A 23,459-nucleotide genomic window follows, 5' to 3' on the forward strand; every position below is an offset into this window, starting at 1 on the left:
GAAACATGGGAGACGTCGGGGGGCGGGGGCCCCATGGCGTTTCCAGGCGCCGCCCACGCGACAAGAGCCCGAGGTCGACATGGATCCAGCCGCGCTCGATGCCCTGCCGTTGTTCGCGCCCGCCAGCGACCTGGTGCCGGAGGTGCGCCTCACGGAGACTTGGGACGGTGGCTACCAGGGCTCCGTGACCGTGACCAATCATGGCGACGGCGCCGCCGAGGGCTGGACCCTGACGCTGTTCCTGCCGGAGGGCTGGACCGTCACCGACAGCACCGGTGTCCGGGTCGTCGAGGTCGGCGCCGGGCTGCGCGCCGAGCCCAGCGCGCCGTGGGCGCGGCGCATTCCGGCGGGGGCCAGCGTCACCTTTGGCCTTACGGTGACGCATGGCCTCGCGTCGGTCCCGGGACCGCCCCAGCCGCCGCCATCGGTCGCCCCGGACGTCGGCGCGGCACCCGTCTCGATGCCCGCGCCGGTCGCCGGTGCCGCGGCGGGGGCGTTCACGCCGCGCTGGATGGGCTTCAACATCGGGTCCTGGTGGCGCGACAGCTTCGGCTCCGCCGATGCCGTCCAGTCCCTGTCGAACCTCGCCGCGACCGGGGCCAACGTGGTGGCCATCGTGCCCACCCGCTACGTGGCCGACCTGACGGCCAGCGACATTTTCGAGACCCACCAGAGCGAGCCCGACGCCAATGTCGTGGCCATGATGCGCGTGGCCCGCGACCTCGGCCTGGCCGTGGTGTTGAAGCCGCATGTGGATCCGGTGGACTTCGCGTTGCGCCATCGCCTGCGGCCGGCCGACCCCGACCGCTTCTTCGCCCAGTATCAGGCCATGATGGTGCACTACGCCCGCATGGCCCAGGCCGAGAACGCCGATTTGTTCGTGGTCGGCACCGAGCTTGTGGACCTGACGGCTCCCCGGCACGAGGCTGCGTGGCGGGCGCTGATCGCCGCCGTGCGCGCGGTGTACGACGGGCCGCTGACCTACGCCGCCAACTATGGCGAAGAGATGCGGGTGCCCTTCTGGGATGCGCTGGACTACATCGGCGTGGACATGTATGCGCCGCTGATGACGGAGGCCGATCCCACCGTCGAGCAGGTGGTGGCCGCCTGGCTGGAACCGCCCCGGCATGACTTCACCGCCGATCTCTATGACGGCCAGCCGCTGGTGGAGGCGATGGCGCGGCTGTCGGCCCGCCACGAGCGGCCGATCCTGTTCACCGAGATCGGCTTCCGGTCCATCGATGGCGCCGGCACCGGCGAGGCCATGACGCACCCCGACAGTGGACCGGTGGACACGGCGGAACAGGCGGTCTTCTACGAGGGTTTTGCCCAGGCCATGCGGGCGGCCGGGGCCGGCTGGCTGGCCGGCGTGCTGTTCTGGGACTGGTCGGTGCAGCCGGCCGTTCCGGGGCGTCCGGTGCCGGACGCGCACGGCTTTTCGGTGGCCGGCAAGCCGGCGGCCACGGTGTTTCGTGATCGTTTGGCGCCCCTGGCGCGATCGTCGCCGCCGGAGCCGGGAGACGGGGAGGGACGGCCATGAACGCACCCCAGACGGCGGACCCCGCGTGCCTGGTGTCGGTGCTGATCCCCACCTTCCGGCGGCCGGATCTGTTGGCGCGGGCCTTGCGCGGCTGCGTGGCGCAACGGGGCGTGGACCTGGCCCATGTCGACCTGGTGGTGGTGGACAACGACCCGGACGGCTCGGCGGCGGTCCATCTGGACGCCTTTCGCGCCGACCATCCGGCGCTCGACACCACCGGTCCCCGGCTGGTGACGGTCCATGAACCCCGACCGGGGATCTCCCATGCCCGCAATGCCGCCCTGGCGCGGGCCCGTGCCGCGCGCGTGGTGTTCCTGGACGACGACCAGTGCCCCACGCCCGGGTGGCTGGCGGCGCTGCTGGCCACGGCGACGGCCACCGGCGCCGCCGCCGTGTTCGGCCCGGTGACGCCGGACTTGGCGTGCGCCGACGATCATCCGTTGCGGCCCTTCCTGACGCGCTACTTCGGGCGCGACGTGGCACGGCCGACGGGGGCGGACATCACCGATCTGGTGGCGCACATGGGCACCCAGAACTCGCTGTTCGACCGGGCCGTGCTGGACCTGCCGAACGCGCCGGAGCCGTTCGACCCGGATCTGGGGCGCGTCGGCGGCGAGGATTCCGTGTTGCTGCGCCGGCTGGTGGCGGCCGGGGGGCGCCTGGCCTGGAGCGCGGACGCCCGTGTCTCGGAATACGTGCCCGCGCGCCGCTGCACGCTCGACTACCTGCGCCGGCGGCGCTTCCGCGACGGGCAGATCCGGGTGTTCGCCGGGCTGCGGGTGCCGGGGCGGCGCCTCTGGGCGGTGCCGGCCTGGATGGCCGCCGGTCTGGCGCAGGCGGGACTCCACGGCGGCCTGTGGCTGGCCGGGGCGAGCCTTGGCCGGCCCGATCGCGCGCGCCACGTGGCCCAGATGTGGGGGGGGCTCGGCAAGGTTCTATGGATGCCGGGGTTTCGCTTTCCGTTGTATGGCGGGGACGGCTGATGGCGCGCGCCGGGGTCGGCCGGGTGTTTTTGCCTGGCCGCTAGAGCCGAACATGCTAGGGTTCTGTATGCCGCCGAAACAAGCCCGACAGGGCGTGACCACGGCCACGCCCGGCGCCGTCCTCCCGGCGTGGCGCGTGAGCGGTGGCAGGGGCCGCATGGGGTCGACGCGCCGACCGCCCATGTCCGTCGGGTGGGGGGCGTCTTGGGGACATCGGGGGGCATCATGACGACACATCGGGTTCATCGACATCGAGGCGTGCCGCCGGTGGGGGCACGCGGCCCCGCCGTGGCGGTCCTCATGGCCATCGGGATCGCCATCGTCATCGGCGTGGCCTTGATGACGGGCCCCTCCGGTGCCCTGGCCCAGGCGCCGGCCGAGAGCATCGGCCGCGTCAAGACCCTGGAGGGTGAGGTCTCGGTGATGCGCGGCGGCGCCGCCGTGCCGCTGGCGTTGGGCGATCCCATCGAACTGATGGACGAGGTGCGCACCGGCGCCGATGGCAGCGTGGGCATTACCTTCAAGGACGAGACCCTGCTGTCGCTGGGGCCGGACAGCGCCATGGTGATCGACGAGATGGTCTACGCCCCGGCGACCGGAGACGCCAGTTTCTCGGCCAATCTGCTGGGCGGCAGCCTCTCCTACGTGTCGGGCGGCATCGCCAAGCTACGGCCGGGCAACGTGCGCCTGTCCACCCCCACCGCCACCATCGGCATACGGGGGACCGCCCTGGCCATCCGCGCCCCCAAACGGTGACCGCCGATGCCCGCACGGACATCCGCGGACTCTCGTGACACCGCGCCCGCGCGATCCTTGCCGCGCGGGGGGCGGCGCGTTCCCGGGGCCGGCGCCCTGACCCGGGGTCTCACCCTGGCCGTGGCCATGGTTCTCGCCTGCGGCGCGGCCGTGCCCGGACCGGCGACGGCGGCATCGAGAACCGAACGGTCCAGCGTCGGCGGGATCCACGATCCGTGGAACGTGGACGCGGTGGTGGCGCGGGGACCGATCGACGGGGACGACGCCTATCACGCCGCCATGTTCAACGTCTTTATCTCCCTGGCGCGGGACCGGGAAAGCGTCATCGACTGGCGCGGCGTCGAGTTCTACCTGGACAAGGCCAAGCGGATGATCCGGGGGGATCTGCCGGACCCCACCGTGGTTTATGATCCTACCCTGATGATCCTGTGGCGGGCGCCGCTGGAGGCGGCGCGTGAGCGGTTCATGGCGGCCCGGGATGGCGGCGGGCGGTCCCTGGCGCCGGAAGCCCTGGCACAGGCGCATGGCTTTCTGGATTGCTGGATCCGAGAGGCCATGGAGAACCAGGTGGGGGTCGAACTGCCCCAGCAGATGGACTGCCGGATGTCCTTCGAATGGGCCATCCTGGAGGTTGAGCACACGATGTCCGGGGATGCGGTGGTGCTGCTGCCCGATCCGGACGGAGGGGTGGGCGCCGTGGTGTTGCGGGCTCGCGCCGGAGGCGATGCCGGCCTGACCCTGGAGACGGCCGGTGCCGGTGGGGCCCTGGGGGCGGGTGGCGGCGCGCCGCGTCCCGTGTCGTTCAGCGAGTCCGACACGGAAGTCCTGTTCGGCGACGCGTTGGCGGCCCAGCCGCCGCCGCCCCGGCGTTTCACGCTGGCCGGTTTCCAGGCGGGGACGGCCACCCTGCCGCCAGGGGCGGGCGCGGTGCTGGCCGAGGTCGTCGCCGAGGCGCGCCGGCGCGGGGCCTATGACGTTCAGATCGTCGGCCTCACCGACACGGTGGGCGACCAGACCATCAACGAGCACCTGGGGGAACAGCGGGCCGGGGCGGTGCGCGCGGATCTGGTCGCGGCGGGCCTGGACACCCGCTACCTGTCCATCGCCGGCCAGGGCGAGACCCTGCTGGCCGTCGAGACCGGCGACAACGTGGACGAGGAACGCAACCGCCGCGTGGTGATCACGGTACGCTGAACCGGTCGGGCCGAGGGGCCGACCGTCACGTCCGGCCGTAGGTATCGTCCAGGCGGACGATGTCGTCCTCGCCCAGGTAGGGTCCGGACTGCACCTCGATGATGCGCAGCGGCAGCTTGCCCGGGTTCTCCAGCCGGTGCATCGTGCCCAGCGGAATGAAGGTCGACTGGTTCTCGTGCAGCAGGAAACTTTCCTGGCCGCGCGTGACCCGGGCCGTGCCCTCGACCACGATCCAGTGCTCGGCGCGATGGTGGTGCATTTGCAGGCTGAGACGGGCCCCCGGGTTGACCACGATCTGTTTGACCTGGAAGCGTTCCCCGTGGTCGATGCCCCGGAAGCTGCCCCACGGGCGATAGACGGTGGGATGCAGGCGGCCTTCCGGACGGCCGGCGGCGCCCAGCCGGGCGACGATCTCCTTGACCTTGGTCGCCTGGTCGCGGGGGGCCACCAGCACCGCGTCGTCGGTGGCCACGACCACCGCGTCGGTGAGGCCCACGACGGTGACCAGCGGTCCCTCGGAGCGGATGTAGCTGTCCCGGGTCTCGTCGGCCAGGACGTCGCCCACCAGCACGTTCCCCGCGTCGTCGTGGTGGCCGATGTCCCACAACGCGCCCCAGGCGCCCACGTCGTTCCAGCCCATGGAGACCGGCACCACGGCGGCGCGTTCGGTGTGTTCCATCACCGCGTGGTCGATCGACAGGGCGACGGTGCCGGCGAACGGCGCGGCGGCCAGCCGCACGAAGTCCAGGTCGCCGGCGGCCTCGTCCAGGGCGACGCGGGCGGCGGTCACCGTGTCCGGATGCAGGCGCGCCATTTCCTCCAGGAAGGTCCCGGCGGTGAAGGCGAAAATGCCGCCGTTCCACAGGTAGCCACCCTCGGTCAGGTAGCCGTCGGCGGTGGCCTGATCCGGCTTCTCGATGAAGCGGGCGACGTGGTGAACGCCCGGCACGCCCTCCAGCGGCGCGCCCGCGCGAATGTAGCCGTAGCCGGTTTCCGGATGCTCGGGGGTGATGCCGAAGGTCACCAGCAGGCCCTGACGCGCCGCCCGGGCGGCCATGGCGACGGACTCGTGAAAGGCCGTGACGTCGGCGATCACGTGGTCCGACGGCATCAGCAGCACCACGCCATCCGGATCCGCGCGGGCCACGGACAGCGCCGCCACGGTGGCCGCCGGGGCGGTGTTGCGGCCCTCCGGCTCCAGCAGGATTCCGCCGGGCGTCAGGCCGGCGGCGCGCACCTGCTCGGCGACCAGGAAGCGGTGGTCCTCGTTGCAGATCACCAGGGGCGCGGCGAAGCCCGGCCCGGCCACGCGCCGCGCGGTGGCTTGCAGCATGGTGTCGGGCCCGGCCAGGGGCAGGAACTGCTTGGGGTAAAGGGCCCGCGACATGGGCCAGAGGCGGGTGCCGGCGCCGCCGGACAGGATAACAGGGTACAGCGGCGCGGCATCGCCGGAGGGCGCGTGCGGGGGCATGGGCGCGGACCTGTGATGCGGACCTGAGGACGGGGGCGGGGTCGCCGGGCGAGACGGCGGGCGCTAACGCACCCGCGTGCACCGCACCTGCTCGTCCCGCAACAGGTTGTTCAGCGTGCCCTGCAACGTCTGGCCCCGGCCGCGCGCCTCGGTGGCCATGCAGGTGATGCCGCCGGTGGACAGGCTGGCGCAGTCCACGGCGCGCTCGAAGTTGCTGTAGGTCCAGATCTGGCCGCCCATGCGGCGCAGGTTGAACTCCACGTGCGCCGGCTGGGCGGTCGGATGGGTGCATTCGAACACCACGGTGGCGGGGCCGGTGCCGTCGATCTGGCGGATGGCGTCGCCCTGCTGGGCGAGGGCCGGCGCGGACGCCAGGGCGAGGGTCGCCGCGAGGGTCAGGGTCTTGGGCAGGCGGCGGTGGCATCGAAACATGATAATGGCTCCCTATCGGCGAGAGGGGGATGGTGGGGCGCTGGATCTGGCCGCGCCACCGCTTCAAAAAAGCGACCAAAGGCGGCTGAATGATGGCCGATCCCCGGGCCACGATCAACCATGCGGCCGAGACGCCGTCGCCTCCGCCGTCCGGATCGTCTGTCGCACCGCCACCGCGAGACGCGCGGTTTCCGCATCCATCACGCCGTCGAAGCGGGTGGGGCGGTAGCGACGCTGGAAGGCCACCACGGCCGCCCGCGTCTCCGTCAGATCGTAGCCGATGGCCGCCAGCGCCGCCAGGGCCTCCGCCTCGGTCGGCGCCGGCGCGTGTGACTCCCCGTGATGCGGCCATGGGCCGATCCCGGCATCGGCCAGGCGCGGCCAGTCGAACAACTCGCCCGGGTCCTCCTTGCGGGTCGGGGCGATGTCGGCGTGGGCCACCACGTTGCCGGGGCGGATGCCATGGCGGTCGATGACGTCGCGGCACAGCGAGACCACCGCGGCCATCTGGGCGTCGGGGAAGGGACGGTAGCCGAACTCGTGTCCGGGGTTGACGATTTCCACGCCGATGGAGCGGCTGTTGATGTCGCCCCCGCCGCGCCAGGACGAGACCCCGGCGTGCCAGGCGCGGCGGTCCTCGGGCACCAGGCGCAGGATGCGGCCGTCTTCGTCCACCAGGTAATGGGCGCTGACCTTGGCGTCGGGATCGCGCAGGCGCGCGAGCGCGGTCGCCTCGTCCGGCATGCCGGTGTAGTGGAGCACCAGCATGTCCGGGGCCGCGCCCTCCGGCCGGGCGTCATGGTTGGGGGAGGGGGCATCGACCATGGTCTGGCAGGGGTCGCGGGTGGTTTCCGGGCTGGCCGTGCCGACCACCGGGCGACCCCGCCGGGCCATGCGGATCTGCACGATGGCCACGCCGGCCAGGGTGATGGCGCCGCCCACCAGCTTCTGCCAGGTGGCGGCCTCGCCCAGGATGAAGATGCCGGCCGCGATGCCGATGATCGGGGCCACCAGACCCCAGGGCGCGACGACGCCGATGGGGTGGCGGCGGAGCAGGACGTACCAGAGCGAATGGGCCACCAGGGAGGCGAACACGGCGGTATAGGTCACGCCCAGCCATGCCTCGATCGGGGCGGCGCGGATCGCCTCCCACTGGCCCTCCTCCAGGACCCAGGACAGCGCGGCCACCTGGGGAATGGCGAACAGGCACAGCCAGCCGGTCACGGCCAGCGGCGGGATGCCCTGGGTCATCTTGACGATCACGTTGCTGACGGCCCAGGCGAAGGCCGCCAGAAGCAGCATGAGCACCGGGCCGGTGGCGCCCAGGTTCGGTTCCCCGGCGATCAGCACGACGCCCGAGAAGGCCAGGATCAGCCCGACGATGCGCCGCCAGCCGATGGTTTCCTTGAAGATGATCACCCCGAGAAGGGTGCTGAACGGGGGGCCGGTCTGCAGCAGCACGGCCGCGCTGGCGGCGTCCACGTGACTCAGGGCCATGAACTGGACGCCGAAGTGCAGCGTGCCGAAGGTGAACGACAGCGCCAGCACGCCCAGCAGCGCGCGGCCCCGGGGCACGGGAAAGAATGGCAGCACCAGGGCGGCGGCGATCAGGAACCGCAGGCCGGTGAATACCAGTGGCGGCAGACTGTCGACGCCAACCTTGGCGGCGACGAAGTTCATCCCCCACAGGACCTGCACCAGCAGGGCCAGGAGGACATCGGTGATGGGCATCGGTTGAGCTTTCGCGAAGGAGAACGGCGGGCCGGTGTCCGTTCGTGGTCCACGGGGACGGGCGACGCGCCGGCCGCCAGAATGGCGCGCCGGCGGGCGCCGATCAAGCGGCTCGCGACGCGGCATCACCGTCGCGACAGGTTCGCCACTTTCGCACCCGCGAGGCGGTTTGCACGCGCGGGCATCTGCATTAGAGTTCGCCCCGTGACGACAAGGAGGCGCGCGCCGGTGAGGGAGCCGCGCGCGTCAGCAAGAATCGGGGACGAGGAGGAATCAACCCATGTCCGAACACCACGTGTTTCCCGTCCAGGAGTCCGTGGCGCGAGGCGCGCACATCAATGACGCGCAGTATCAGGAGATGTATGCGCGATCGGTGAAGGATCCGGAGGGGTTCTGGGGCGAGCACGGTAAGCGCATCGACTGGATCAAGCCCTACACCAAGGTGAAGGACGTTTCGTACGATCCCCATGATGTGCATATCCGCTGGTATCATGACGGCACCCTGAACGTGGCCGCCAACTGCCTGGACCGGCACCTGGACACTCGGGGCGACCAGGTGGCCATCGTCTGGGAGGGCGATGACCCCAAGGACGACGCCACCATCACCTACCGGGACCTCCACGAGCGCGTCTGCCGCCTGGGCAACGCCATGCGGGATCTGGGCGTGAAGAAGGGCGACCGGGTCTGCATCTACATGCCGATGATCCCCGAGGCCGCCGTGGCCATGCTGGCCTGCGCGCGCATCGGCGCGGTGCATTCGGTGGTGTTCGGCGGCTTCTCTCCGGACAGCCTGGCCAACCGCATCCAGGATTCCGAGTGCTGCATGGTGATCACGTCCGACGAGGGCCTGCGCGGTGGCCGCGCGGTGCCGCTGAAGGCCAACACCGACAAGGCGCTGGAGACCTGTCCCTCGGTCAAGCATGTGGTGGTCGTCAAGCGCACCGGTGGCGCCATCACCATGAAGGACGGCCGCGACGTCTGGTATCACGATGTCGTCGACGGCAAGCCGATCACCTGCGAGCCCGAGGAGATGAACGCCGAGGATCCGCTGTTCATCCTGTATACCTCCGGTTCCACCGGGAAGCCCAAGGGCGTTCTGCACACGTCTGGTGGGTATCTGGTCTACACGTCCATGACCCACGAACTTGTGTTCGACTACAAGGACGGCGAAATCTACTGGTGCACCGCCGACGTGGGCTGGGTCACCGGCCACAGCTACATTGTCTATGGACCGCTGGCCAACGGCGCCACCACCTTGATGTTCGAGGGCGTGCCCAACTATCCCAGTTCGGCCCGCTTCTGGGAGGTGGTTGACAAGCACAAGGTCAACGTCTTCTACACCGCGCCGACCGCCATCCGCGCCCTGATGCGCGAGGGCGAGGAGCCGGTGAAGACGACCAGCCGCGCCTCCCTGCGCATCCTCGGGTCGGTGGGCGAGCCCATCAATCCGGAAGCCTGGATGTGGTACTACTCCGTCGTCGGTGACGAGCGCTGCCCGATCGTCGACACCTGGTGGCAGACCGAGACCGGCGGCATCCTCATCAGCCCGCTTCCCGGGGCCACGATGCTCAAGCCCGGTTCGGCGACCCGCCCGTTCTTCGGGGTGTGCCCGGTGGTGGTCGACAACGAGGGTAAGGAACTGGAGGGGGCCACCGAAGGCAACCTGTGCATCGCCGAAAGCTGGCCCGGGCAGATGCGCACGGTCTACGGTGATCACGAGCGCTTCGTGCAGACCTACTTCACCACCTACAAGGGCTACTACTTCACCGGTGACGGCTGTCGTCGCGACGAGGATGGCTTCTACTGGATCACCGGCCGCGTCGATGACGTGATCAACGTCTCCGGTCACCGCATGGGCACCGCCGAGGTCGAAAGCGCCCTGGTGGCCCATCCCAAGGTCTCCGAGGCGGCCGTGGTCGGCTATCCGCACGACATCAAGGGCCAGGGCATCTACGCCTACGTCACCCTGGTCGCCGGCGAGAAGGAAAACGAGGACCTGCGCAAGGAACTCGTGAAATGGGTCCGTCAGGAAATCGGTCCCATCGCCAGCCCGGACATTATTCAGTGGGCGCCGGGCCTGCCCAAGACCCGGTCGGGCAAGATCATGCGCCGCATCCTGCGCAAGATCGCCGAGAATGACGTCGGCAGCCTGGGCGACACCTCGACGCTCGCCGATCCGTCGGTGGTCGACGACCTGATCGAGAACCGAGGCGGCTGAGGCGAGAGCCAAGGGCGGGGCGGGCGCGTGTCCCGCCTGACGCGCCCCGCTTGACGAAACACGGCGGTCCGGGGTCATCCCGGGCCGCCGTTGTCGTTCAGACCCTCGATGACTTTCCGAACCGACTGCCCCATGATGCCTCACGGCGGGGGCGCCTCCCGCCCGGCCGGCCGGCCCCGATGGGCTGGGCCGGGCGCGCGCGTGGTTCGGCGAGACGTGAGTGAAGGGGTCCGTGCGATGATCTGGATTCAACTGGCCATTACCCTGCTGGCGCTCTATGTCGGTGCGCGCATCGGCGGTCTAGGCATGGGGATCACCGGCGGGCTTGGCGTCGTCGTGCTGTGCTTCGGGTTCGGCCTGACGCCGGGCGATCCGCCGATTTCGGTGATGCTCATCATTCTGGCGGCCGTGACCGCGGCCTCGGCCCTGGAGGCCGCGCGGGGCATGGAGTGGCTGGTGCAGCTCTCCGAACGGTTGCTGCGGCGGTTCCCGAAGGCGGTGACGGTCCTCGGCCCGCTGGTGACCTATACAATGACCCTGTGCGTGGGCACGGGCCATACGGTCTATGTGATCCAGCCGATCATCGCCGACGTGGCGCGCAAGACCGGCATCCGTCCGGAACGGCCGCTGGCGGCGGCGTCCGTGGGGTCGCAGCTGGGCATCACCGCCAGCCCGCTGTCGGCCGCCGTGGTCTGGCTGGTCACGGAGTTCGAGGCGCGGGGCGTTCCCTATACCCTGGGCGACGTGCTGATGGTCACGGTCCTGGCCACGCTGGTCGGACTGTTGACGGCGGCCACGGTGCAGACCTTCGTGGGCAAGGAACTCGATCGGGACCCCGAGTACCAACGCCGTCTCGCCGACCCGAAGCTGCGGGCCGAGATGGAGGGCGATGACGCCTCGCTGCTGGGGCGCGAACTGCCGGCCTCGGCCAAGCGGGCCGTGCTGGTATTCTTCCTCGGCCTGGTCTGCATCGTCGTGCTGGGCATGGTCCCGGACCTGCGGCCGGTGGCCGACCCGGAGACCGGCAAGGTCGTGGGAATGGGAGACGTCATTCAGATGGCGTTGCTGTCCACGGCGGCGGTGATCGTGCTGGTCTCGGGCGTCAAGGCCAAGACCATGGTCTCGGGACCCGTCTTCCGGGCCGGGATGTCGGCCGTGGTGGCCATCTTCGGCATCGCCTGGCTGGCCGACACCTTCGTCACCAACAACCTCGACACCATCAAGCCGGCCATCGAGAACCTGGTGCGCCAGAACCAGTGGATGTTCGCCTTCGCCTTCTTCCTGGTGTCCATCATCGTCAACAGCCAGGCGGCGACGGCCCGGATGCTCGGCCCGCTGGCGTTCCAGTTGGGGGTGGCGCCGGCGACGCTGATCGGCATCTACCCGTCGGTCTATGCCTACTACTTCATTCCCAACTATCCGAGCGACCTGGCGACGGTGAACTTCGACCGCACCGGCACGACGCGGATCGGCCGGTTCCTGCTGAACCACAGCTTCATGCTGCCCGGCCTGATCTGCACCTGGGTCTCGGTCTCGGTCGGCCTCCTGTTGGCGAACGTGCTCTTGTAGACCCGGCCCCCGCGCCCACCCTCAGGACGATCCGGGGGGACCACGCCCATGACCAAAACTGCCGTCGTTCCCGACGACCTGCGGTCGTTCTACGAAGACTGGAGAATGTCGCCTGGTCTGGCATGCGACGGCTTTGTTTTCCTGACCGGATTCACGGGCGCCGATCAACACGGTGTTCTGCCGGAAGACCCGGAAGCGCAGATGCGGCGGGCCTTCGAAAAGGTGGGATCGGTGCTGCGGGCGGCCGGGCTCGGGTTCGATGCCATCGTGGAGATGACGACCTATCACGTGGGCTTGCGGGACCACCTGGAGGTCTTCAAGCGCGTGCGCGCCGAGTACGTCGTGGAGCCGTTCCCGGCCTGGACGGCGATCGAGGTGGCCGGGTTCGTGCGCGAGGGCGCGGTGATTGAAATCCGCGTCATTGCCCGCGAGTGATGATGTCACGGCGCCGAGACCCACGCTTCGCCCCTTCGGCCTTCGCGGATGTCCTGGACAATGTCCGGGCGGCTGCTGTTTCCACAGGTCATGGATCTTTGTCTCTTGTAGAAACAACTTTAGGGATGCAAGACCAGATCGCACTTCTGTTTCTTGGTTGGAATGATTCGACTACTCTGTGATTATGAGTCGGCTGCACTTGTAATCGCCTTGACCGGCTTATCCCCCTGGATCCGGCGACCACAGTATGTTGGCGTTTGGTGAGCAAGGTACGCACTCCAACCTGTGCCAACCTGAAGCAAGGGGATAGGCCTTCGCCTTGAAAGGAGTGTGGGTATGCCAGGCAAGAAAACGGAAGCGCGTTTGCTGTCCCTGGGTCAGGCCGCCTTGGCCAACAGCGGTGCCTTCGTTCTGTTCAGTCAGGGATCGGAACTCGGGCCCATGTACAGGACGTTTGGCATGGGAGGCGTGTGCAAGGCCCTGTCCCTGTACTGGATCGGCTTTCATGCCACGGACGACAGCTTCTGGCACTGGATCTATGCCGATCCCAAGGCCGGCCGCATCCGGCAAAAAGGCGCCAATCAGTTGCATGGCGCCCTGGTGATCATGCTGCACACCGAGTACGGCGACCGCAGACAGGACCGGCATACCCATCTTGCCAACGCGCCGGTGGCCAACGACATGCTTACGGGCGGTCCACGGCCGGCGCGGGCCGAGCGCTCGGAGATCTACAAGGATGCCTTCGCCGAGTCCTTTCTGCGGCCCTACAAGGTCACGCCCCGCCGGGGGATCACCGGGTCGGACGCGTTCCGTGCCACCGCGTCCATCGGCGGCTCCAGGCTGACCGCGAAGGAGGTCACCGACGCCGTCACCGCCCACACCGGGTGCTACTGCCAGCTCAGCACCAGCGGCGGGAGCGGGACGCACGGCAAGCACGCCATGGCCCTTTGGGTCGGCCAGCAGGACATCTCGTTCTTCGATCCCAACAACGGGGAGTTCTGGTTCCCCAACCACAAGGCGTTCCAGCGCTGGATGGTCACGTTCCTGGGGGTGACGGGCTACGACCGCAAGTACAGCTCGTTGAATACGCGCTGGTACAACGCGGCGGCCTGACGGGCGGTGCCCGCCGCCGTGTGCGGCCCTACCCGCGATAGGCGGGATGCAGGGGCGTGAGCGGCGGCGGATCGCGCTTGACCACCCGCTCGACCACGTGACCGGCGTGGCGGCGCACGCCCAGTCCGGCGTCCAGCACCCGATCCATGAGCTGTCGATAGCCGGTGACATCGCGGGTGATGACGCGCAGCAGGTAGTCCACGCCGCCGCCCCCCAGGCCCTCGCAGGCGTAGACCTCGGGGAAGGCCAGGATGCCGGCCTCGAAGCGGGCCTGGACCTCAGGTCGCCGGCTGTCCAGTTCCACGCTGACCACCATCCGCAGCACGGGGGCGAACGGCGCCAGGGCGATGTGGGCTTCATAGCGCTCGATGACGCCGGCGGTCTCCAACTGGCGCAGCCGCTCCCAGCAGGGCGTCGCCGACAGGTTCACCCGCCGCGCCAGATCGGCCTTGGACAGGCGTCCCTCGCGCTGGAGGATGGCGAGGATTCGCAAGTCGCGGTCGTCCAGTTTGAGGCCGTTGGACTTTCCGTTGGTCTTGCCGTCGGTCTTCATGGGCGGGACATGCGTACACAACGCCCCGGGGGCGGCGACGGGGCGCGGCCATCCCGGGGCGGGCGGTCAAGAGGCGACGTGTCGATCGCGCCCGCCAGGATCGGCGGCGGCGCGGTCGACAGCGGTGGGTGAGCGTCAGTTCTTGTCCTTGTCCACCAGGCGGTTGGCGGTGATCCAGGGCATCATGCCGCGCAGCTTGGTGCCGACCTCCTCGATGGGGTGCTCGGCGTTCAGGCGGCGCGTGGCCTTGAACTGCGGCTGACCGGCCTTGCACTCCTGGATCCAGTTGCTGGTGAAGCGGCCGGACTGGATGTCGGCCAGGATGCGCTTCATCTCCGCCTTGGTCTCGTCGGTGATGACGCGCGGCCCGGAGACATAGTCGCCGTACTCTGCGGTGTTGGAGATCGAGTAGCGCATGTTGGCCAGGCCGCCTTCGTAGATCAGGTCCACGATCAGCTTCACCTCGTGCAGGCACTCGAAGTAGGCCATCTCGGGGGCATATCCGGCCTCGACCAGGGTCTCGTAGCCGGCCTGGATCAGGCTGGTCAGGCCACCGCACAGCACCGCCTGTTCGCCGAACAGGTCGGTCTCGCATTCCTCGCGGAAGCTGGTCTCGATGATGCCCGAGCGGCCGCCGCCGATGGCCGAGGCATAGGACAGGCCCAGTTCGTGGGCATTGCCCGATGCGTTCTGGGCCACCGCGATCAGGCAGGGCACGCCGCCGCCGCGCGCGTACTCGCTGCGCACCGTATGGCCCGGGCCCTTGGGGGCGACCATGAACACGTCCAGGTCGGCGCGCGGCTCGATCAGGCTGAAGTGGATGTTCAGGCCATGGGCGAAGGCGATGGCGGCCCCTTCCTTCATGGTGCCGTGCAGGTGATCGCGGTACAGGTCGGCCTGCTGCTCGTCCGGGGTCAGGATCATGACCACGTCGGCCCAGGCGCCGGCCTCGGCAGGGGTCATGACCTTGAGGCCCTCGCCCTCGGCCTTGCGGCGGCTGGAAGAGCCCTCGCGCAGCGCCACGGCCACCTCGGTCACGCCGGAGTCGCGCAGGTTGAGGGCGTGGGCGTGGCCCTGGCTGCCGTACCCGACGATGGCGACCTTCTTGCCCTTGATCAGGTTCACGTCCGCGTCACGGTCGTAATACACGCGCATGGTGGGAGTTCCTTGGGAGTGGGACGTTGATGTCGTGTCTGTTCCTGGGGGCGGCGCCCTGTGCCGGACCGGCGCGCCTGGAAGCGAGTGTCAGGCCCGACGCGTCGCTCGACCAACCCCGTCGAGCGCCGCGCCGCGCGATCAGAGCGGCCTGTTGCCGCGGGCGATGGCCACCACGCCGGTGCGGCTGACGTCCACCAGGCCCAGGGGCTCCATCAGCTTGATGAAGGCATCCAGCTTGTCGGTCTTGCCGACGATCTCGAAAACGAAGGAGTCGTTGGTGCTGTCCACCACGTTGGCCCGGAAGATGTCGGCGATGCGCAACGATTCCACGCGCTTCTCGCCGGTGCCGTTCACCTTGATCAGGGCCAGTTCGCGGCTGACGGACGGACCCTCGACGGTCAGGTCGGAGACCTTGCGCACCGGCACCAGACGGCCGAGCTGAGCCTTGATCTGCTCGATCACCATGGGCGTGCCCGAGGTGACCAGGGTGATGCGCGACAGCCGCTCGGCGGTGTCCACCTCGGCGACGGTCAGGCTTTCGATGTTGTAGCCGCGCCCGGAAAACAGGCCGATCACCCGGGCCAGGACCCCGGCTTCGTTGTCCACCAGAACGGCGATGGTATGCGTGCGGAGGTCCTGCTCTGTGCTGATCGAGGGGGGCATCGGGGACGCCATGTGACCTTTTCCTTGGGTTCGTGTCCGGGGGAGTTCATGTCCGGAGGGCGTGTCCAGGCGGGTCGGTGACCGGGGACGCGAGGCGCATGCGGGCATGCAAAGGAGGCGGCGGCGGCCGGAAGCCGGCCGCCGCGCGAGGCGGGAGCGGGTGGGGTTATACCAGGACCATGCCGTGATCCGAGACCGACGTGCCGGCATCCTCGGGACCCAGCAGCATCTCGTTGTGCGGGGCGCCCGAGGGGATCATGGGATAGCAGTTCTCGGACTGGTCGACATGCACGTCCATCAGCACCGGGCGATCCACGGCGATCATCTCGCGGATGGCGTCGTCCAGGTCGGCAGGCTTGTCCACCACCATGCCGACCCAGCCGAAGGCATCGGCCAGCTTGGTGAAGTCGGGCAGGGCGTCGCTGTAGCTTTCCGAATAGCGGCTGCCGTGCAGCAGTTCCTGCCACTGGCGCACCATGCCCATGTACTGATTGTTCAGAATAAAGATCTTCACGGGCAGATTGTACTGCGCGGCCGTGCCCAGTTCCTGAAGGTTCATCAGGAACGATGCCTCGCCGGCGATGTCGATCACCAGCGAGTCGGGGTGGGCGACCTGCACGCCCAGCGCGGACGGGAAGCCGTAGCCCATGGTGCCGAGGCCGCCCGAGGTCATCCAGCGGTTGGGCTGCTCGAACTTGTAGAACTGCGCGGCCCACATCTGGTGCTGGCCCACCTCGGTGGTGATGTAGGTGTCGCGGTCCTTGGTGTGCTCGTAGAGGCGCTGGATGGCCTGCTGCGGCTTGATGATCGTGTCGGTGGTGCGGTAGGCGAGGCAGTTGCGGCCGCGCCACCCGTCGATCGTGCCCCACCACTTGGCCAGGGCCTTCTGGGGCGGCCGCATCTGGCGGGCCTTCCACACCCGGGTCATGTCCTCCAGCACGTGTGCCACGTCGCCGACGATGGCCAGGTCCACCGCGACGTTCTTGTTGATGGAGGACGGATCGATGTCGATGTGGATCTTCCGGGAGTGCGGCGCGAAGGCATCCAGCTTGCCGGTGACCCGGTCGTCGAACCGCGCGCCGACGCAGATCATCAGGTCGCAGTCGTGCATGGTCATGTTGGACTCGTAGGTGCCATGCATGCCGACCATGCCCAGGAACTGCTGGTCGCTGGCCGGATAGGCGCCCAGGCCCATGAGCGTGCTGGTGATGGGGAAGCCGGTGGTGCGCACGAACGAAGTCAGCAACTGGCAGGCGTTGGGGCCGGAGTTCACCACGCCGCCACCGACGTAGAACACCGGGCGCTCGGCCTTGCCCATCATCTCCACGGCCTGCTCGATGGCCTGAAGGTTCCCCTTGATCTGCGGCTTGTAGGAGCGGTGCTTGACCCGCGAGGCCGGCACATAGGGCGCCTTGGCCATCAGCACATCCTTGGGCAGGTCGATGACCACCGGGCCGGGTCGGCCGTTGGCGGCGACGATGAACGCCTCGTGGATGGTGCGCGCCAGCGCCTCCGGTTCCTTGACCAGGTAATTGTGCTTGGTGCACTGGCGGGTGATGCCGGTGGTGTCGGCCTCCTGGAAGGCGTCGTTGCCGATCAGGAAGGTCGGCACCTGGCCGGTCAGGCAGACCACCGGAACCGAGTCCATCAGGGCGTCGGTCAGGCCGGTGACGGCGTTGGTGGCGCCGGGGCCGGAGGTCACCAGCACCACGCCTACCTTGCCGGTGGAACGGGCATACCCCTCGGCCATGTGTACGGCGGCCTGTTCGTGGCGGACCAGGATGTGGCGGATGCGGTTTTGCTTGAACAGGGCATCGTAGAGGGGCAGGACGGCGCCGCCCGGGTAGCCGAAGATGACCTCTACGCCCTGGTCGGCCAGGGCCTTGAGGATAACGTCGGCGCCGGTCAACTGCGTCTCGGACATAGTACCGCATCCTTCCAAAAGGGTCGGGTCGGGGGTGGTCGGGTCCTGACTCCAGGGACGCCGGGCCACCACTCCTTGGTCGAATCGAAACCGCCCCCGGTCATCACGGGAGAACCGCCGGGGGTGAGGCTGGCCGTGCGGTCTCCCCGTCTCCAGCGCGCGCAAGGGCCAACGAGCCGACGGCACGTCGAACGCCTGGGCCGGACTGCGGTGGGCGTGTCACGCGACGTTGCGCTGCCGCGCTGGACGCGCGGGGACCGCGCCCGGGTCTGAAGCGCGCGGGCAATACAAGACCAGCGCGCCGCCTCGGGCCCGGGGAGCGACACCCTAGTCTGGGAAGCTCAAGGGGTCAACAAAAACCCCCGAACAAGCGCAAAGGTTTCCCCCTTGGTCATTTCCGAAAATTGCGCCGGGGCGGGCACATTGGACATTTTCGACCGGAGTGGAGCGTGCGGCGCCACGGATGTCGTCAGGGGGGCGTCGGCCGGTGCCGCTCGGCGGATGAGTCACACTCATCCAACGATGGTGTTACAGCCCGACACCGAGCAGCGGCACGGGCGACAGGCCGAACAGGGCCTGATGCGCCCAAAGAACGAATGCCAGCGTGAGGGCCAGGCCAAGCGCCACGCCGGCGGTGGCGCGGGCCGTCCACGGCAGTCCGGCGGCGCGGCCGGCGCGTCGCGCCGCGTCCAGCCGGCGCCACGCGTCGGGTCCCATCGTCCGCCGCCGCTTGCGGTCCACCATCGGCATGCCGCCAAAGGAGAACACCGTGAACACGCCGAACAGGATCGCCGGAACCAGGGCCCCGTTGGCCGGCATGTGCGACAGGCTCCACAGGCCGAACCCCCAGAGCACGGGATGGCGCACCCACCCGACGAGCCCCGGGCGATCCGGGTCGAATGGTGCCCTCGATAGGCTGATCGACAGCGGGTTGGGCGTGATCAGGCCGACGCACAGCAGCATGAACGCCGCCGGCATCACGACCAGCGGGACCCAGTACGTCCAGAGCGGCGGGGTCCACAGGTGAACGTAGGGCGCGCGCAGGACCGCGACGATCAGCCAGGCGAGCAGCGCCGTCGAGACCACCGCATAGATCGCGAGATAGCGAGGCTCGCCAAGGCGGCGGACCAGCGCGCGGCGCACGGGCGGGACGGCCGGTCCGACGTGCGCGGCCAGGAAGACGCCCAAGGCGGTGAGGAACTCGGTCATCGCGACGCCGTGGCCTCCTGGACGGGGGGCGACGAGTCTCCCCGGGACGGGCTCTGGTGGGTCACGGTACGGCGGATCACAGGTAGAACCCGTTCGCATACAGCACGGCGGCCCCCACCGTCACCAGGCTGGCCGTCAGCAGCACCACATGGGCGCGCTGGATGAGCGCGAAGACCCGTTCGGGGTTTTCCTGTGCCTTCCGACGGAACCAGGCATGTAGGACCAGCGGTTCGGCCACGAACAGGACGAAGGTGAACACCGCCCAGATGAGGACCATGGCATGCATCCACAGGACGTCGACCTCCAGGAACCGGTGCCAGGCATTCAGCCGGTCCGTCAGGTAGAGACCCGAGAGACCGGCCAGCGTGACCGATATCTTGGCCTGCCGGGAAAACCGCCCTTCGATGGCCTCGAACGCGGCGATGCGGCGCTCCGGAGTCTCCAGCCGGCGCACGGACGGCAGGATCACGGCCGTGACCATGAACACGCCGCCGATCCAATGCACGATGGCGAGAACATGAATGGCTCTGGCGATGACGATATCCATGCGGATCTCTCGATGTCCATGAAGTGCCGACGACCGATCCCCTGACGCGGGTCGCCAGGCGGCGGCACCATTGTCCTCCGTCAGCGTCCGGACTCCTATAGGGACCTTAGGAACCGGCGCACGGTCTCCACGACGTCCGTGGTGTCATCGGGGCCGGACCCGGCCCCCCCGCCGCCGGATGGGCCCGCCCATCGGCCATCGGCCCGGACCCGTCCGCGCAGCCAGGTGCGCTGCCGCTTGGCGTAGCGGCGCGACGCCGCCTGAGCACGCATGACCGCCGTCTCCAGGTCGGTTTCCCCGCGCAGGTGGGCGGCCAGGTCTGGCACGCCGACGGCCTTCATGACCGGGCGGTCCGGGGGCAGGCCGCGAGCCAGGAGCGCCGCGACCTCCGCCAGGGCGCCGGCCGCGATCATGGCGACGAAGCGGGCATCGATGGCCGCGCGCAGGGCCTCGCGCGGCGGATCCAGCACCAGGGTCAGGCGCCGCGCGGACACGACGGGCGGATCGGGCGGCTGGTCTTGCCACCACGACAGCGACCGGCCGGTGGCGTCCAGCACCTCCCAGGCGCGGACCAGCCGCTGCGAGTTGCCGGGGTCCAGGCGCGCCGCCGTCACCGGGTCGCGCGCGATGAGCGCGGCATGGAATGCCGTGTTGCCCATGCGGTCCAGCCGCGCCCGGGCCGCCGCGCGGATGCCGGCGGGGATGTCGGGAATGGGGGACAGGCCCTCGGTCAGCGCCTCCAGGTAGAGGCCGGTTCCGCCGGTGACGATGGGCACGCGGCCGGCTTCCCAGGTCTCGCGGAGGGTGTCCTTGGCCAGGACCGCCCAGCGTGCCGCCGAGCATACCTCGGCGCCGTCCAGCACCCCGTAAAGACGGTGCGGCGCCAGGGCCTCATCCTCCGGCGAGGGCCGGGCGGTGAGGAGTCGCAGGTCCCGGTAAACCTGCATGCTGTCGGCGTTGACCACCACGCCGTCGAAAGCGCGGGCCAGCGCCAGGGCCAGGCCGGACTTGCCGCTGGCCGTCGGCCCGGCGAGCAGGATCAGCGGGGGCGGGGGATCGGTCATGGGGCGTGGGCTGGCGTGCATCGGACCGATGACAGGCGCGGGTCCATGGGGTTGAGAAGGGCCGGGGCGGCGGCACGGCCGCTGCGCGGACCGTCAATGAGCGTATGCCATGACGGAGGAGCCCGAGACCATGGTCTTGGCCGATCGGGGCCGCCCGGATGGCGGGATGGACGCCATGCCGCGGACTCTCCAGGGGGCTCGCGTCGCCTGGACTGACTGGACACGTGATCCCTTCGTATCAGCGCGCCCTCGCCCCACGTTGCCAATGGCCCCCGTTCCGCGCTAAAGGGTCGACGCCCGCCGGCCACGCCCGGTGGCGCGTCCCCACGCCCGCCGCCGTCTTTTCCGCCGGAGCCGCCCGCCATGGTCCTGCCCCCGCCGATCCCTCTCCAGGCCGCGCCCGGGGAGCCCGCCGCCGCGCCCGGTGTCCGGGGCCTGGACCAGGTCCTGACGCTGATCGCCGCCCCCGGATCCGGGGCGCTGACCAAGACCCGGGCGAAGGCCGCGCGCGCCGCGCTGGGAGCGCTGGGGGCCGAGCACGCCCGGCCACGCTGGTTGGCGGAGAACGAGGCCTGCGACATCCCCTTCACCGGCCTGGCCCTGGAGCAGGCGGAGGGCCAGGCGCGGGTGGCGCTGGGCGGCGCGCCCGTGGACGCCATCGCCCAGCCCATGGCCGACCGCCGCAAGGCGCTGCTGATCTCCGACATGGACTCGACCATCGTCACCTCGGAGACCCTGGACGATGTGGCCGCCCACGCCGGCCTGAAGGACCGGATCGCCGCCCTCACCGCGCGGGCGATGAACGGCGAGATCGACTTCGCCCAGTCCCTGGCGGAGCGTGTCGCCATGCTGGCGGGTCTGCCGGAGGCGGCGCTTGACGAGACCTGGGCGGACACGCGCCTGACACCCGGCGCCCGGACCCTGGTGGCCACCATGAAGGCCGCCGGAGCATATTGCCTGCTGGTCTCCGGCGGCTTCACGGTCTTCACCGGGCGGGTGATGGCGCTGTGCGGCTTCGATGACCATGTGTCCAACGTGCTGGAGATCCAGGACGGCCGGCTGACGGGGCGTGTCGTCCCGCCGATCCGGGACCGCCAGACCAAGCTGGACACCCTGATGACCGAGGCCGGTCGCCTGCGCCTGCCCATGAGCCGGACCCTGGCGGTCGGCGACGGCGCGAACGACTTGCCGATGCTGTTGGCCGCCGGCCTGGGGGTGGCCTTTCATCCGCGCCCCAGCGTGGCCGACCGGGCCCGCGCCGTGGTGCGCCACGGTGACCTGACGGCGCTCCTGTATGCCCAGGGCTACGCCCGCGCCGAGTTTGTCGAGATCGAGGACCCCGCCGCATGACCGCCGTTGCCGATCCCCTGATCGTCCGTTTCGCCGAGATCGTCGGCCCCGCCGCCGTGTTGACCACGCCCGAGGATATGGCGCCGCATCTGGAGGAGCCACGCGGCCTGTTCCACGGCCAGGCCCGCGCGGTGGTGCGCCCGGCCACCACCGACGAGGCCGCCGCCGTGGTCGCCGCCTGTCATGAGGCCGGCGCGCCGATGGTGCCCCAGGGCGGCAACACCGGCCTGGTGGGCGGCAACGTGCCGTTCGAGCACGGGGGCGAGGTGGTGATCTCCACCCGGCGCCTGAATCGCGTCCGGGCCCTGGATCCCGTCAACCTGACCACCACGGTCGAGGCCGGGGTGGTGCTGGCCGACCTGCAACGGGCCGCCGACGAGGCGGACTGTCTGTTCCCGGTCAGCCTGGCCGCCGAGGGCTCCTGCCAGATCGGCGGCAACATCGCCGCCAACGCCGGCGGGACTGGCGTACTGCGCTACGGCAACATGCGTGAGCAGGTGCTGGGCCTGGAGGTTGTCTTGCCCGATGGCCGCGTCTGGAACGGCCTGCGCCGCCTGGGCAAGGACAACGCGGGCTATGCCCTGCGGCACGTGTTCGTGGGCTCCGAGGGGACCCTGGGCCTGATCACCGCCGCCACCCTGCGGCTCTACCCGCGTCCCGTGGCCCGGGCCACCGCCTTCTGCGGCCTGGACGACCTGGAAAAGGTCACCGCGCTGCTGCGTCACGCCCGCGCCTGGTCGGGCGACTCGGTGACCGCCTTCGAATTGATGGCCCGCTTCGGGATCGAGATCACCCATCGTCACATGCCCGGCTGCGCCGACCCGCTGGAGGCGCCCTGGCCCTGGTACGTGCTGATCGAGCTGTCCAGCGCCCGCCCCGGCGCCGGCGAGGCCGGTGGGGTGCGCGACGACCTGGAGGGGCTGCTGGGCGCCGCCTTCGAGGACGGCCTGATCGCCGACGCGGTGCTGGCCGAGAGCCTGGATCAGGCCGAGGCGCTGTGGCGGCTGCGCGAACTGATGAGCGAGGCCCAGGGCATCGAGGGCGGCTCCATCAAGCACGACGTCTCGCTGCCCGTGTCGTCCGTGCCGGCGTTCATCACCCGCGCCAACGCCGCCGTGACCGCCGCCATGCCCGGCCTGCGCCCCTGTCCGTTCGGCCATGTCGGCGACGGCAACATCCACTACAACCTCAGCCAGCCCGAGGGCATGGACAAGGCGGCCTACCTGGACCATTGGGACGCCATGAACCGCATCGTCCATGACCTCGTCACCGAGATGGACGGGTCCATCGCCGCCGAGCATGGGGTGGGCCGCCTCAAGGTGGGCGAACTGGAGCGCCTGAAGGCGCCGGTGGAACTGGAGATGATGCGGTCCCTCAAGCACGCCCTGGACCCGGCCGGGCTGTTCAACCCCGGCAAGGTGGTGGCGTAGGCGCGCTCGTCAGGATCGGGCTGTTAGAGTAATCCGAGATCAAGTTGGGCCATAGCCGGAATGCCGCATATAGCTGCTGCACTCTGTTGGCATAACTTTGTCGAGCGCTTCTTTCAGGG

General features: G+C 69.6%; 20 protein-coding genes. 10 read left to right on the plus strand and 10 right to left on the minus strand.

Going from position 1 to position 23,459, the window contains the following annotated elements; genetic code table 11:
• Positions 1 to 79 precede the first annotated feature (79 nt).
• The 4 genes from GGD89_RS02460 (at position 80) to GGD89_RS02475 (ending at position 4,473) form a co-directional block, all read left to right on the plus strand.
• Complete coding sequence (locus GGD89_RS02460; RefSeq protein WP_184042510.1) at positions 80 to 1,540, plus strand: glycoside hydrolase family 113; 1,461 nt, start codon at positions 80 to 82, stop codon at positions 1,538 to 1,540.
• Positions 1,537 to 2,523, plus strand: coding sequence for a glycosyltransferase family 2 protein (locus tag GGD89_RS02465; RefSeq protein ID WP_184042511.1), 987 nt, complete (start codon positions 1,537 to 1,539; stop codon positions 2,521 to 2,523). The genes GGD89_RS02460 and GGD89_RS02465 overlap by 4 nt, the downstream gene beginning before the upstream one ends.
• 225 nt (positions 2,524 to 2,748) lie before the next feature.
• Entirely contained in the window at positions 2,749 to 3,279 is a 531-nt protein-coding gene (locus tag GGD89_RS02470; protein ID WP_184042512.1) for a FecR family protein, read from the plus strand.
• A gap of 6 nt (positions 3,280 to 3,285) precedes the next feature.
• On the plus strand, positions 3,286 to 4,473 hold the full coding sequence (locus tag GGD89_RS02475) for an OmpA family protein (RefSeq protein ID WP_184042513.1): 1,188 nt from the start codon (positions 3,286 to 3,288) through the stop codon (positions 4,471 to 4,473).
• A 25-nt stretch (positions 4,474 to 4,498) separates the two neighbouring features.
• On the opposite strand, the gene GGD89_RS02480 is transcribed toward GGD89_RS02475, so the two are convergent.
• The 3 genes from GGD89_RS02480 to GGD89_RS20615 all read right to left on the minus strand — a co-directional run bounded on the left by GGD89_RS02480 (position 4,499) and on the right by GGD89_RS20615 (position 8,107).
• Positions 4,499 to 5,944 carry a mannose-1-phosphate guanylyltransferase/mannose-6-phosphate isomerase gene (locus GGD89_RS02480; RefSeq protein WP_184042514.1) on the minus strand — a complete coding sequence of 482 codons (1,446 nt, stop codon included), beginning with the start codon at positions 5,942 to 5,944 and terminating at the stop codon, positions 4,499 to 4,501.
• A 63-nt stretch (positions 5,945 to 6,007) separates the two neighbouring features.
• A complete protein-coding gene (locus GGD89_RS02485) occupies positions 6,008 to 6,376 on the minus strand; it encodes a hypothetical protein (protein ID WP_184042515.1) in 369 nt (122 codons plus the stop codon).
• A gap of 114 nt (positions 6,377 to 6,490) precedes the next feature.
• The gene (locus GGD89_RS20615; protein WP_425503004.1) at positions 6,491 to 8,107 is read right to left on the minus strand and encodes an EamA family transporter; all 1,617 of its coding nucleotides are present in this window, start codon (positions 8,105 to 8,107) and stop codon (positions 6,491 to 6,493) included.
• Between the two features lie 280 nt (positions 8,108 to 8,387).
• Between GGD89_RS20615 and acs the strand changes: the two genes are divergently transcribed.
• The 4 genes from acs (at position 8,388) to GGD89_RS02515 (ending at position 13,442) form a co-directional block, all read left to right on the plus strand.
• Entirely contained in the window at positions 8,388 to 10,325 is a 1,938-nt protein-coding gene (gene acs, locus GGD89_RS02500; protein ID WP_184042516.1) for an acetate--CoA ligase, read from the plus strand.
• Positions 10,326 to 10,562: 237 nt separating this feature from the next.
• Entirely contained in the window at positions 10,563 to 11,894 is a 1,332-nt protein-coding gene (locus GGD89_RS02505) for an anaerobic C4-dicarboxylate transporter (protein ID WP_184042517.1), read from the plus strand.
• 48 nt (positions 11,895 to 11,942) lie between these two features.
• Positions 11,943 to 12,329: a RidA family protein gene (locus tag GGD89_RS02510; RefSeq protein ID WP_184042518.1), complete on the plus strand. Its 387-nt coding sequence runs from the start codon at positions 11,943 to 11,945 to the stop codon at positions 12,327 to 12,329.
• 336 nt (positions 12,330 to 12,665) lie between these two features.
• Positions 12,666 to 13,442, plus strand: coding sequence for a YopT-type cysteine protease domain-containing protein (locus GGD89_RS02515; protein ID WP_184042519.1), 777 nt, complete (start codon positions 12,666 to 12,668; stop codon positions 13,440 to 13,442).
• Positions 13,443 to 13,470: 28 nt separating this feature from the next.
• Here GGD89_RS02515 and GGD89_RS02520 read toward each other — a convergent pair whose 3' ends face one another.
• The 7 genes from GGD89_RS02520 to miaA all read right to left on the minus strand — a co-directional run bounded on the left by GGD89_RS02520 (position 13,471) and on the right by miaA (position 20,560).
• Positions 13,471 to 13,995 carry an Lrp/AsnC family transcriptional regulator gene (locus GGD89_RS02520; protein ID WP_184042520.1) on the minus strand — a complete coding sequence of 175 codons (525 nt, stop codon included), beginning with the start codon at positions 13,993 to 13,995 and terminating at the stop codon, positions 13,471 to 13,473.
• Between the two features lie 135 nt (positions 13,996 to 14,130).
• Positions 14,131 to 15,150: a ketol-acid reductoisomerase gene (gene ilvC, locus GGD89_RS02525; protein WP_184042521.1), complete on the minus strand. Its 1,020-nt coding sequence runs from the start codon at positions 15,148 to 15,150 to the stop codon at positions 14,131 to 14,133.
• 141 nt (positions 15,151 to 15,291) lie between these two features.
• On the minus strand, positions 15,292 to 15,828 hold the full coding sequence (gene ilvN, locus GGD89_RS02530) for an acetolactate synthase small subunit (RefSeq protein WP_425503005.1): 537 nt from the start codon (positions 15,826 to 15,828) through the stop codon (positions 15,292 to 15,294).
• A gap of 154 nt (positions 15,829 to 15,982) precedes the next feature.
• Positions 15,983 to 17,740: an acetolactate synthase 3 large subunit gene (locus tag GGD89_RS02535; protein ID WP_184042522.1), complete on the minus strand. Its 1,758-nt coding sequence runs from the start codon at positions 17,738 to 17,740 to the stop codon at positions 15,983 to 15,985.
• 528 nt (positions 17,741 to 18,268) lie between these two features.
• Positions 18,269 to 18,949 (minus strand): NnrU family protein, encoded by a 681-nt coding sequence (locus GGD89_RS02540; protein ID WP_184042523.1) that lies wholly within the window; start codon positions 18,947 to 18,949, stop codon positions 18,269 to 18,271.
• Positions 18,950 to 19,025: 76 nt separating this feature from the next.
• Entirely contained in the window at positions 19,026 to 19,496 is a 471-nt protein-coding gene (locus GGD89_RS02545) for a hypothetical protein (RefSeq protein WP_184042524.1), read from the minus strand.
• Between the two features lie 95 nt (positions 19,497 to 19,591).
• Positions 19,592 to 20,560 (minus strand): tRNA (adenosine(37)-N6)-dimethylallyltransferase MiaA, encoded by a 969-nt coding sequence (gene miaA, locus GGD89_RS02550; protein WP_184042525.1) that lies wholly within the window; start codon positions 20,558 to 20,560, stop codon positions 19,592 to 19,594.
• Positions 20,561 to 20,995: 435 nt separating this feature from the next.
• Between miaA and serB the strand changes: the two genes are divergently transcribed.
• Positions 20,996 to 21,910 (plus strand): phosphoserine phosphatase SerB, encoded by a 915-nt coding sequence (gene serB / locus GGD89_RS02555; protein WP_184042546.1) that lies wholly within the window; start codon positions 20,996 to 20,998, stop codon positions 21,908 to 21,910.
• The gene (locus GGD89_RS02560; RefSeq protein WP_184042526.1) at positions 21,907 to 23,340 is read left to right on the plus strand and encodes an FAD-binding oxidoreductase; all 1,434 of its coding nucleotides are present in this window, start codon (positions 21,907 to 21,909) and stop codon (positions 23,338 to 23,340) included. The genes serB and GGD89_RS02560 overlap by 4 nt, the downstream gene beginning before the upstream one ends.
• Positions 23,341 to 23,459: the final 119 nt, after the last annotated feature.

This window comes from Roseospira visakhapatnamensis (genome assembly GCF_014197915.1).
GTDB lineage: Bacteria > Pseudomonadota > Alphaproteobacteria > Rhodospirillales > Rhodospirillaceae > Rhodospira > Rhodospira visakhapatnamensis.